Below are 11,954 nucleotides of genomic sequence, written 5' to 3'. Positions count from 1 at the left end.
AGAGCCTGAATATTCAGGCTCTTTCTGTATCAAATATTGGCTAGCGACTATTGATTAGCGCTGCATCAAGCAAGCGTAAGCCGTTGTAAACGGTGCTTCTTGGTATTGCTTAAGGCCAGTTTCTTTGAACTTCATCATAAGAGGGTTGCGCTTAAGGCTCTCCTTGATGTCAGCAGGTGACACAACGGTTACGTCTAGGCCGTCGATCAGTTGAATTGCTGCTTCTAGTTTGAAACCAAAGCCACCGCCAGCAAATTTGCCTTTAGTTTGGCGTTGACGAATCACAACTTTGTCTACTTGGTAATCTTCCATTAACTTTGCAAAAGAGAATTGAAAGTCTTTCATATTCTGCGTGTCGTTTGCGTCGCTAATCGCAACCTTTGAAACTCGGCAATCAGGGATATTAAATACACCATCTGACAGAGAAAGAAGACAGATGACAGCATCGTTACCTTTGATTTCAACACCACAAATTTTCATGTTCATACCTATTTACTTTTGAGCCGTACATTATGGTGCTATTTCCATTACTTCTCCAGTATTTGAGCATGTCTGTGGTAAATAAGTGTAAAAACGTCTTTGGCTCTACTTTTTAAAGTTGACCTTTGGTTAAATAATAGACAGTCGATTCAAAGGTAACGTTTGCTATGCGACTAGGTTCACAAACTTTTAGCTAGCTTTTATATTGATACTGTATATTATGCGCGCGTCCCTATTTACTGTGTGGTTATTAACCCCCTTATGAGTATCAACAACCTATCTATTAAGAGTAAAATTGCGATTCCACTAATGGTGATCGTGATTGTTTTCTCGACTGTTACTGTGCTTAATGTCATTAGATCTAACGCTCAGGCTGCGATCAACTATGAGCTGAATAATGTGGTTCAGCCCGTGCTAGACAATTTGGAAGATGGATATCGTGACATCTACCAAGTTATTGCTTCTGCTCAAGGTCTGCTACTCGCGAAAGACCAAGCGGCGATTGAGTACCAAAAATTTGAATTTAAAGACAACGCTTACAAAGCGGTTCCTCGTTTTGAAAGTGTGGAAACTTTATATACAGCGGGTGTGCTGGATCCTTCTTCTCGCGGTGAGTTGTCAAAGCTTGTGAACGCGATGAGCAAGTGGGTGGCGCTGCATGAACCAATGTTTGCAGATCCTGCCAACGCATACCAATACAACATCAATTACTCACCAGCATTAGACGCTGAGTTTGCAATCATTCGTGTTCAGCTTCGTGATATCAGAACCCTGATTGAACAGAAGCAGAGAGAGCTTCGCCAGCAAGCTGCTGACTCTATCGAATCAAGTAAGTTGATCATTGAAGTGGGTATGGCGGTCGCTGTTTTCGCTGCGCTTTTTGCGATGTGGTTATCTAACCGTTTTATCGTCCAACCAATCCAGAACGTAGAGAAAGCGATGAATGAGATCGCATCGGGCGACGGTAACTTGTCTCAACGCATGAAGGTTGAAGGTAACGACGAAATTGCTCGCTTAAGCTCCGCATTTAACCAGTTTGTTGGCAAGATTCATGTAACCGTGGAACAAGTTATTCTCACATCGAACGCAGTACGTGGCGAGATGGAAAACATCAAATCGCTCACGCAAAGTGTTGCTGAATTTTCATCGAACCAACAGAGAGAAAGTGAAGTCGTAGCGGCAGCGGTTCATGAAATGCAAGCAACTAGCGAAGTGGTCAGTGGTAATGCACTGGATGCCGCAACTGCAAGTAACGTTGCCAATCATGAAGTGGAATCGGCAGATACGACGTTGGGTTTAACCGTGACTTCTATTGAACGCCTTGCGCAAGATATCGAGAACGCGGGTGGCGTAGTTCAAGAGCTGGATACCGATGTGAAGAACATAGCTTCAATTCTTGGCGTGATCAAAGGCATTGCAGAGCAAACCAACCTGCTTGCATTAAATGCGGCGATTGAAGCAGCTCGTGCCGGTGAGCAAGGCCGTGGTTTTGCCGTAGTCGCAGATGAAGTAAGAGCGCTGGCGAGTAAAACTCAAGACAGCACTGGCGAAATCCAATCAATGATTGAACGCTTAGAAGTGGGTGCTAAACACGCGGTTGGCGTGATGACCGAAAGCAAAGTGAGTGGCGAGAAAACCATTGTTCAGGCAGGAACTGCGGCGTCTTCACTGAGTGAGATTCGTAACTCAATCGGCAAGATGAATGACATGAACACACAAATCGCAACCGCAGCTTCTCAGCAGTCTCAAGTGTCTGAAGAAGTGAACAAGAATGTTCAACGCATCGCAGAAAGCACTATGCAAATGGTTGAAATGGCGAGCAGCGCTGAGAATGCTTGCATGGCATTGGCCGAACAGTGTGAAGCGCTTGATAGCCTTGTATCTCAGTTTGAGGTTTAATCTTCAAAAATAAGCAGATAAACATGAGCTGACAATGGTTGCTCGCTCTGGCTCCCATTGATCATAGCTGAACGACAAAAAAGCCCGCATTCTATGAGTGCGGGCTTTTTTTTGACTAGGTGATCAGTTTTTAGACCTAATCAATCATTCGGTGTTAGCTGCTGCGACCGTCTTTGTATGTGTAACGGTAGTCAACTTTTACGTTCGCTTGGTAATGAATGTCGCCGTTCATATTCGTGATTTTCTTCACTTCCATATTCGCGTCATCAATCTTGAACGAATCGTACTTTGTTGTTTGTTGGAACTGTGGCAGTTCTCTTGAAAGCTCAAAAGAAGTTTTTGTGCCTAACTCATCCATAAGGTTCGTGCCTGCATCGTATGCTTCCGCTTCAGTAACAAATGTATCAGACTTTAGCGTTGTTTCTTGAATTGTTGTTTTAGTCGCTGCAAACGCTGTGGTGCTGAGAACAAGAGTTGATGCAAGTATGATTAATTTTTTCATAGGATTACCTTACTTTGTTGGAATACCTGTGTTCCGGTACAGAACCAACATACCAATGAAGTGGTAAGATGAGTGTCAGGAGAAAAGCCGATTTTGTTAGTATTAGGTAAGGAATATGGAGAAATGTCAGGTGTTGGTTGTATTGATTTGAACGATTGTAGATGAAGACCATTTATGAACAGCGCATATCAAGCAAGGTGACACTGATATCTATCTTCAATACACTGTCTGGGTAACCATCGTTCAGCATAAGGTAAAAACATGGCCAATTGGGAAGGGGTAAGTGAGTTTGTTGCAGTGGCAGAGCGTGAAAGCTTTACCGGTGCGGCGCAGAAGCTCGCTACGTCGGTGGCTCAGATCAGTCGTAGAGTAGCAAATCTCGAAGAACGACTCGCGGTGAAACTGCTCAATCGAACGACGCGTAAGGTTTCTCTAACAGAGGCCGGGCAACTCTATTATCAGCAATGTAAGTTGCTGGTTGAAGGCTTAGAAATTGCTGAGCTTGCGGTCACGCAGATGCAATCCACACCAAAAGGCTTACTGAAAGTTACTGCGCCTGTGACCTATGGTGAGCGCCAACTCGCTCCAATACTTCATCAATTTTTAAAGCTTCACCCACAAGTAGAACTTGAGTTGATGCTGACCAATCAAAAGCTCGATCTCATCGATTCTGGTGTTGATGTGGCGATTCGCCTTGGCCGCTTAGAAGATTCAAGCTTGGTCGCAAAGAAGTTATCGCAGCGACAGCTTTATGTATGTGCAAGCCCTGAATACATTGAACGCTATGGTGAGCCGCATACGCTCTCTGAATTGAGTCATCACCAATGCTTAGTGGGTGGTTTTGAGCATTGGCGCTTCAAGGAAAATGGTCGTCCGCGTTCGGTTCGTGTTAATGGACGAATTAGGTGTAACAGTGGCTTAGCCTTGTTGGACGCCGCTAAACAGAGCATTGGCTTGGTTCAACTGCCAGAATATTACGTGAGTGAAGATCTAGAGTCGGGAGAGTTGGTCGAAGTGTTATCCGATTATCGAGACGATAAAGAGGGGATTTGGGCGCTGTATCCGCAGAACCGTAACCTGTCTTCAAAGGTTCGCTTGCTGGTGGACTTCCTGTCTGAGCAATTGGACTAGTTCTATTTTACCAAATCACTTCAGATAAAAAGGTGCTTCAGAATAGAAATTCTGAGGCACCTTTCTATTAATGCTCTATAGCTTTACTTGTTAAACGTTAAACCGTGAAGCGATCAACCAAGTGGTACAGCTCATTTGCGCGGCTGTTGAGGTTTTGGCTACCCGCACGGTTTTGATTCGCTAATGATGCCGATTGTGAGCTTTGATCGGATATCACCACAATACGTTGAGATATCTCTTGGCCAACAATGTTTTGCTGCTCTGTCGCGGTAGCAATCAATGAGTTCATGTCCATGATCGTATCAATCGACTCTTGGATTTTCGCCAGTGCTGCGGCTGCGGCATTCGCTTCTTCCACCGTTTGAGCACTTTTATTTTGGCTCGAATCCATGGCCTTTACGGCAGCATCTGAGGCGGCTTTTAGCTGCTGAATCATTTTATGGATGTCGCCAGTGCTTTCTTGAGTTCGGCTTGCCAGTTTACGAACCTCGTCCGCAACCACTGCAAATCCTCGCCCTTGCTCACCTGCACGAGCGGCTTCAATTGCTGCATTCAGTGCTAATAAGTTTGTTTGTTCGGCAATATCTTGAATGACCGTCAGTGACGACGAAATGTTTTGTACATCACCCTCTAATCTAGATACCACTGTGTTGGCTTCGGACACTTCGCTAGCAAGACCAGCAACAGAGTTGGCAGCAGCGTTAACTATTTGTTGAGCTTCTTTGGCATTACCCTCTGCAAGCTTCGCTGAGTCAGCCGCCTGACTTGCGTTACTTGAGATCTCTTGTGCTGTTGTTGTCATTTCGGTCATTGCTGTTGCAACTTGTTCAGTCTCTTCACGCTGACCAGTGGCAATTTCATCAACCTGAGCGGCGCGAGAAGACATACTGCTGGTTTCAGCGACAACTTGCTGGCCAACATCACTCACGCTGCGGATGATGGTTTGTAGGCTAGCAACGAAGGCGTTGAAGTTCTCGCTGAGCTTAGTGAACTCAGGGGCTTTGAATTTTTCCATTCGAGCGGTTAAATCGGCCTCGCCACTTGCAAAGGCACTAATTGAACGGTCGAACTGCTCAAGAGGTTGCATGATCGTACGATTCACAGCAACAGCGAATACAGCAACAACAAGGGCAATCAATCCGCAGAAAATTGCGATAGCAGTCAGGGAACTTTGTAGCGCGACATTTGAACTCTCTTTCATCTCGGCAATAACAGCGTCGATGTCATCGGTGTAGAAGCCAGTACCAAGCATTAAGTCCCATTGCGGAACAAATACTGAGTAGCTGAGTTTTGGTAAAGCGACTGATTGGCCCGGTTTCGGGAAATAGTAAGTCGTAAATTCACCCAATTTTGAGTTCTTGATCAGGTCTCGGATTAGGTAATTACCTTGTTTGTCTTGAAGGTCATAGTAGTTTTTACCAATACCATCGTTACTTTGCCCAACCACAACTCGTACACCTTTAGAGTCATAACCAAAAATATAGCCTGATTCGCCATATTCTAGGGTTCTCAATGTTGGTAAAGCCTCTTCTAGCGTTGCCCCTTTATCTAAAAATGGGCTGATCGAAGAGTAGGCCATTTGCAGGTACGCTTTGAGTTCCTTTTCTTTCATCGCCATCATATTGCTACGCGTCGATTCTACTTGCTGTGCGGTTAGCTCGGTGCTCTTCATATACGTCACGCTCATCATGCCAATTGCCATTAGTAGCAAAGGAATGAAAGAGAGAATATAAAGGCGGTTTTTGATGGTTAGGGTCATGTCACGCTTCCTGTGTGATTTTCTCATGCAATTTTCAACACATTATTAATGTGGTTTCAAAATGTAAATGGGCTTGTTGTCTAATTGTTACTCTAGAGTGTTTTTGTTTGATAAATATGATGATGGTTAAGTTTTTCAAGTGAGAAGCCTTGCAATTAGAGGCTTAAGAGCGAAAAAGCGAGTTTGTATCCATGCTTTTGAATTCGACGCTGCTTTGGTAGAATGCGGCCCTTTGTAGCACCTTGCTATGTTTATTCGTTAAGTGAGATATATTCATGAACAAAAGCCATGTGATTATTGGTTTAACTAACCCAAAGAGCCCGACGAATGTTGGCGCTGTTATGCGTGCGGCTGGTTGTTACCAAGTCGACGAAGTTAAATACACAGGGCAACGCTACGAAAAAGCCGCTAAATTCCACACTGATACGAAGAGCGCAGCGCGCACGATCCCGCTTACTGCCGCTGAGTCATTTTTAGATAATCTTGATGCGGAAACTCAGATTGTGTGTGTAGAACTAGCAGAAGGTGCGACACCACTGCCTCGTTTTAAACACCCTGAAAACGCTATCTATATCTTTGGCCCTGAAGATGGCTCAATTTCTCAAGATGTTGCGGATAGAGCTGATCACGTTGTGTATGTACCTACGGTTGGCTGCATGAACTTGGCTGCGACAGTGAATGTGCTGCTTTATGACCGCCTTGCAAAGTCAGATGAAATGGATGAGAGCAACGAGCTTATTAAAAAGAGCCGTGATAATCGCAATCACTTGCAAGTGAAACAGGGCTAGATATCGTTCTAATCGTATGTGCTCTCTTAATATCTAATGCCGATTAATGAAAACCCCTTATTCGTAGGAATAAGGGGTTTTTACTTGGTTGAACTTGGATCTTAGGTCTTAGGTTTGGCTATTCAGCACATTTGGAAGCCATAATTTTTAATGGTTGTCCCGTCTCATCGAACTGTAAGCTCCATACATACTGTCCTGGATTACGGATGGTAATAGCAGTATCTTGCCCGTAACCACCTTTAGTTAATGAGTTTAGTTGTCCCAGTTTTAGGTTGAGCCCATCCGCTGTAAATTGTGGTGACCAAGCTTTAGACGCGTATTGCATGCGATAGCTACCAGGCTTTTCAGTGGTAACGACTTGGTAAGTGTTTCCACCTTTATACGCAAACTCTCGTTTAGCTACGTGTTTCCAACCTGAATCAGCAAAGTTGCCAACCACATAAAGTGGGCTTGAAATTGGCCCTTCAGCGTTAATCGTTGGATTATTACATTTAGCCATGAAACCTTGTCCAACTTCATTCCCTGTCGCCATTATGGCCGCTATAGGGCCTTTTTTATTTGGTTGTGTTATCGACAAGAAACGAGCTTCAAAAGGGTTTAGAACTATAGAGTAATGACCATCAATTGCTGATATAGATTGCTCAGATTCAATATCCGTCAGATCAGCTTTGGAGCCTGCTTTTTCTTTGGTTAGTTTTATGGTCTGCTCTTTGTTGGTAACGTTCACTGCGTAGATAACTGCATCGCCTTCATAGGCTTTGTGATCGACATATGCGATATCGTTGGCGATTAGGTTTGTACGTTTACCCTGTGATAGAGCGGGGTGCGTTTCCCTTAATTTCATTAAGTTTGTAACGTACTGCTTTAAGTCTTTTTCGTTGGTATTGAGTTGAGTTGTGACACCTTCTACTTTACCGCTAGTACGTGCTACATGGTCATCGCACAAGCCATTAATGGCACAGTCATCAGTCCAAACTTTATCTGAAAAACCTTCTAGTTGATCGCCAATTTCGTCCCCATAGTAGGTGGTTATTGGGCCTGTATAAGCTGCTTGGAATGAAAATGCCGCTTTATAACGCTGCCAATACTCTTTGTCTTGTGGAGAAGCGATATCACCGCGCTGTAATAAGTCACCAAAGCGAACAAGGTCATGGTTACCAATCATCAAGTTGGGCTTTGCGTGGTCTGGGTATAACGAATGTAAAGACATGCCTTCTGCAAGCCATTCTCCACCTTTGTTCCCCACGCCTGCTTCGTTTACGGCAAAGGTTTCTGTTAGGCGGTAGCGCATCGGGAAATCAAACGCAGAACATAAGGCCGGTGCTTCATTTGAACCGTAACCTGTTTCTATAATACGGTTCTCACCGGCCCAAATTTCCGCGACCATATAACCCAGAGGGTTCACGGTTTTACCTTCGCTGTTTACGTATTCGACTTGAGAAGAAGCAGTGTCTACCGTCTCTCTGATTTGACTCCAAGCTTCTTTTGGCACTTGATAAGCCTGATCTAAGCGCCAACCATCGATTTTGAGTTCTTTGATCCAATACTCGGCAACTTCTTGATAGAAGGCTAGGCTCTCAGGGTATGAGACTGGATTATCTTCTCCTTGGGGCACCTTACCTGTAGGTGACGGCACTACGTTTTTTTTGTGGTGGCCAAATACGCCATCAAAGAAGACATAAAGCCCTCGAGCATGCGCTTCTTCAACTAAGGTTTTAGCTTCTTCCATCGTTCCGAATCTAGGGTCGATATTGAAATAATCCGTGGTAAAATAACCGGTTGCATCCAATCTATCAGCCCAATGGTCTTGGTTTTCGATAGGCTCTGAATTAAAGATTGGGGTTAGCCAAATCCCGTTCATGCCAAGAGATTCAATGTAATCAAGTGAGTCGATAATACCTTGGATATCTCCGTTATGGTGACTGGTTCCGTAGCCTGTCCCATGACCAATTGAGTCATCGCCACTGACAAAGCTTTCGACCATCACTTGATAGATCCTCAAGTCATTCACGTCGGCATTCGTATTCGTTTGGCATTGGTATGTCGTTGGTTCTTGAACTGATTCAGGTGCAGATTGGCAACCTGCAAGTAGGATGGCGGTAACGGCCAACGCGGTATTGGATAGAGAAAGTTTCACGTTAAGGTCCTTATTATTATGATTTAACTTATTATTCACCATCCTGATATTCTATAAATCCTCCGTTAAATAGTGGCAATAGGAGTAGACGGTAGGCTGAGAGACTGGGGTCACAATATGTAGCTAATTTCTTATGCATATTATGATGAAGTGCTGGTTTTTGAGTCCCAGTTGAGATTTGTACGGCCATAAATTTTATTCAGTACGTATGTGTTTTGTTCAGATTAAGTAACTCTCCGCTTCTAGTGTTATCTATCCCGTAAGCAATCGGATATTATCTTTGGTTCATCACTAGATAATTGAAGGGTTAGATAACACTATGGAAGACATGCAATTACTTGCCGCGCTACAACAAAATCCTGTCCTCGATCTGTATCAGTTATTCCAAGAAGTTGGTCAAAACCGCTCTTTGTATGCATTACTAGAAAAGCTATCTTCCCTTAAAGAACACCATCAACTGAGTACTCGTCTTAGCCCTTTTAAGCCTCACATTGAAGGGTTGTTGGCTCAATTTGATAGCACTACGCCGGATAGCGAGATCCTCAAAGCGGTCGCTCTTCAGTCTGAGATTCAACAACGAGGCCACAGCATGAGCCGTTACATCATGACATCAGACAATCACCGTCATTTTTCTCCAAATGCAGACTTAGTGATGTTTGGTGACTCGATCACTGAATGGGCTCCGTGGGCGGATATTTTCCGCGATGTCTCAATGGTCAATCGTGGCCTAGCAGGCGATACCACAACGGGCATGTTGCGCCGTATTGATACCACCTTGAATGTGAAGCCAAAACTGGTGTGCTTTATGGCAGGGATAAACGATTTAGCTCAGGGTTATGATGTCGACCATATCTACCAGAACTACATTGATATGCTTAAGGTGTGGCAAGAAAACGATATTCGAATCTTGGTGCAATCAACGCTTTATGTTGGATCCAAACTGCAAGGTTTGAATCCGTCGGTTGAACTGCTCAATAGAAAGGTAAGCGAGTACTGTTCTCAGCAAGGCATTGCGTTCTTAGATGTGAATTCAGTTTTGTCGCCTAATCAGCTTCTGTCGAATGAATACTCGTGTGATGACCTGCATTTGAATGCTAAAGCTTATCAAGTTTGGGCTGAGGTACTTCAACCTGCGATAACTGAGCTACTAAAATAGACTCACGTAAAAAGCTAAAAAGCTAAAAAGCTAGTTAGACCGATAAGCAGCTTAGCCAATACCAGAAAACCAAGCCTAAACTTGTTTCGTGAACCACAAGGACATCAATGTGAACCTAAGACAGTTGGAAGTCTTCTACGCCATTATGCAGACCGGCACCGTATCTGGAGCCGCACGTAATCTGCATGTGTCACAACCTAACGTGACGCGTATTCTAGCGCACACAGAGCAACAACTCGGGTTTGGTTTATTTGAAAGAGTTAAAGGGCGTTTAGTACCAACGGTTGAAGCGAAAACTTTGTTACCGGAAGCGGAGAAGGTCTACCAACAACTGGGTCAATTTCGTTCTTTGACCAACAAAGTCAAGCAAGGCCATCAGCACCTGCGTATTGGTTCACCACCGATTCTGGCGACTAAATTGCTGACTCCGGTAATAGCCCAAATGTCTCGCGAACAAGAGATCTCTTTTGAGTTACTGACCGCCAACCGTGATGAACTGTGTGCTGGGTTATTGAAGCATGAGCTCGATATTGCCATCGCGTTTGGGGACGAAACACCGCCTGCCATATTAAGTGAAACGCTATTAACCGAATCGCTCAAGGTTTTGGTGCCAGCCAATACGGTTGATCATTTACCCGCGGAAATAACCCTTGATGATTTGATCAACTATCCGTTGCCAATCATCGGGCTCGATCCCCGCGATCCATTAGGTTTACTGCTAAATCAAAGCCTTGTGGCGTTAGATGTGCATTATCACCATCCGATATCTGTGCGTGGATACAGCGCGGCAGCAGAACTGGTCAAGCACCAAGCGGGGTTTGCGATTGTTGACCCGTGGACGGCAGATCAATATCAAAATGACGATGCGGTCTGTGTGTTGCCACTTCAATCAGACATCCAATTTTCGGTATCGATGCTTTGCGCAGAGCACACTCCTCAGTCGATCTCCGTTAAGCAATTTATCGCTTCATTGAAGAGCCATACTCACCCTATAACTTAAGGTTATAGGCGTGCGATAAATAGGTATTCGGCAGCCTTCAAATTCTTAATTAAAGTAAATCCATACAAGGACTTATTAATTAGGAACGCTCATGTCTATCGCTCAACCTTACCTTCTTTTTCTTGGGGATGTTACCGACCCACTTGCAGCAAAAACAGCCCGAGGTATTCACCAATGGCGACCAGAAATCTGCCTAGGCCAACTGTGTTTAACAGACGATACGGTTTCTCTTGGCTTAACGGACATGACCTTGCAAGAGGCACAAGCACAGGGGGCGAAAACGCTAGTGATTGGCACCGCAAATCCGGGGGGCGTCATTCCTGATTCTTGGCAGTCAACCATAATGGCCGCTGCAGAAATGGGATTTGAGATTGCATCGGGCATGCACCAGCGCTTGAGTGAATTCTCACCGCTTGCTGACATGCAACAGCGAGGATTGACTAAGCTTCATGATGTACGCCATTTTGATGGTTATCTTAATGTTGGTAACGGTAAGCCTCGTCAGGGTAAGCGCCTTCTTACGGTCGGAACGGATTGTTCAGTCGGTAAAATGTTCTCGGCATTAGCCATTGAAAAGTCGTTTAAAGAAGCGGGAACATCCGCTCAGTTTAAAGCGACAGGACAGACAGGTATTTTGATTGAAGGCTGCGGTATTTCGATTGATGCCGTCGTCGCAGATTTTATCTCTGGCGCGGTTGAGGCGATTAGCCCAGAATTTACCGACCATGATTGGGACATCATTGAAGGGCAAGGTTCATTGTTCAATCCGTCTTTTGCTGGTGTAAGTTTGGGGCTTTTACATGGCGCGCAAGCCGATGCTTTGGTGTTGTGCCATGAAGTCGGGCGACCACATATTCGTAACCTTCCTTATGCTCAATTGCCAAGCATAGAACAGACGATTGAAGCCAACTTACAAGCGGCACGACTGACGAATCCAGATGTGAAATTGGTTGGCATCTGCTTGAACACGTCGGCAATTAGCATTGAAGACGCTGAGACATTATGCCAAGAATGGACCACACTTTATCAAGTACCAGTGACGGATCCGGTTCGTTTTGGTGTACAACACATTACTGATCATTTGCGACATTCACTTTAGCGA

Annotated in this window: 10 protein-coding genes; 6 read left to right on the top strand and 4 right to left on the bottom strand. The window is 44.6% G+C overall.

The window, feature by feature from the left end; genetic code table 11:
• Positions 1-54: 54 nt before the first annotated feature.
• Positions 55-480, bottom strand: a complete 426-nt coding sequence (locus DUN60_RS23770; RefSeq protein WP_010432976.1) for a DUF3010 family protein — start codon at positions 478-480, stop codon at positions 55-57.
• A 261-nt stretch (positions 481-741) separates the two neighbouring features.
• Between DUN60_RS23770 and DUN60_RS23765 the strand changes: the two genes are divergently transcribed.
• Positions 742-2,379 (top strand): methyl-accepting chemotaxis protein, encoded by a 1,638-nt coding sequence (locus DUN60_RS23765; RefSeq protein ID WP_114635661.1) that lies wholly within the window; start codon positions 742-744, stop codon positions 2,377-2,379.
• A 154-nt stretch (positions 2,380-2,533) separates the two neighbouring features.
• Here the strand turns inward: DUN60_RS23765 and DUN60_RS23760 are convergent, their stop codons facing one another.
• Positions 2,534-2,881, bottom strand: a complete 348-nt coding sequence (locus DUN60_RS23760; protein ID WP_114635660.1) for a DUF3316 domain-containing protein — start codon at positions 2,879-2,881, stop codon at positions 2,534-2,536.
• Positions 2,882-3,142: 261 nt separating this feature from the next.
• On the opposite strand from DUN60_RS23760, the gene DUN60_RS23755 reads away from it, so the two are divergent.
• Positions 3,143-4,012 carry a LysR family transcriptional regulator gene (locus tag DUN60_RS23755; RefSeq protein WP_017088293.1) on the top strand — a complete coding sequence of 290 codons (870 nt, stop codon included), beginning with the start codon at positions 3,143-3,145 and terminating at the stop codon, positions 4,010-4,012.
• Positions 4,013-4,109: 97 nt separating this feature from the next.
• Here DUN60_RS23755 and DUN60_RS23750 read toward each other — a convergent pair whose 3' ends face one another.
• Positions 4,110-5,771, bottom strand: coding sequence for a methyl-accepting chemotaxis protein (locus tag DUN60_RS23750; protein ID WP_065206308.1), 1,662 nt, complete (start codon positions 5,769-5,771; stop codon positions 4,110-4,112).
• 275 nt (positions 5,772-6,046) lie between these two features.
• Between DUN60_RS23750 and DUN60_RS23745 the strand changes: the two genes are divergently transcribed.
• A complete protein-coding gene (locus DUN60_RS23745) occupies positions 6,047-6,559 on the top strand; it encodes an RNA methyltransferase (RefSeq protein ID WP_004732974.1) in 513 nt (170 codons plus the stop codon).
• Positions 6,560-6,677: 118 nt separating this feature from the next.
• Here DUN60_RS23745 and DUN60_RS23740 read toward each other — a convergent pair whose 3' ends face one another.
• Positions 6,678-8,738 carry an alpha-amylase family glycosyl hydrolase gene (locus tag DUN60_RS23740; RefSeq protein WP_114635659.1) on the bottom strand — a complete coding sequence of 687 codons (2,061 nt, stop codon included), beginning with the start codon at positions 8,736-8,738 and terminating at the stop codon, positions 6,678-6,680.
• Between the two features lie 277 nt (positions 8,739-9,015).
• Here DUN60_RS23740 and DUN60_RS23735 point away from each other — a divergent pair, with 277 nt between their 5' ends.
• The 3 genes from DUN60_RS23735 (at position 9,016) to dgcN (ending at position 11,951) form a co-directional block, all read left to right on the top strand.
• Positions 9,016-9,852 (top strand): SGNH/GDSL hydrolase family protein, encoded by an 837-nt coding sequence (locus tag DUN60_RS23735; RefSeq protein WP_114635658.1) that lies wholly within the window; start codon positions 9,016-9,018, stop codon positions 9,850-9,852.
• Positions 9,853-9,961: 109 nt separating this feature from the next.
• On the top strand, positions 9,962-10,852 hold the full coding sequence (locus DUN60_RS23730) for a LysR family transcriptional regulator (protein WP_114635657.1): 891 nt from the start codon (positions 9,962-9,964) through the stop codon (positions 10,850-10,852).
• 91 nt (positions 10,853-10,943) lie between these two features.
• Positions 10,944-11,951 carry an N-acetyltransferase DgcN gene (gene dgcN, locus DUN60_RS23725; RefSeq protein ID WP_114635656.1) on the top strand — a complete coding sequence of 336 codons (1,008 nt, stop codon included), beginning with the start codon at positions 10,944-10,946 and terminating at the stop codon, positions 11,949-11,951.
• Positions 11,952-11,954 lie beyond the last annotated feature (3 nt).

The sequence above is a fragment of the Vibrio splendidus genome, assembly GCF_003345295.1.
GTDB lineage: Bacteria > Pseudomonadota > Gammaproteobacteria > Enterobacterales > Vibrionaceae > Vibrio > Vibrio splendidus_K.
This window is presented reverse-complemented; position numbering and strand designations above follow the sequence as displayed.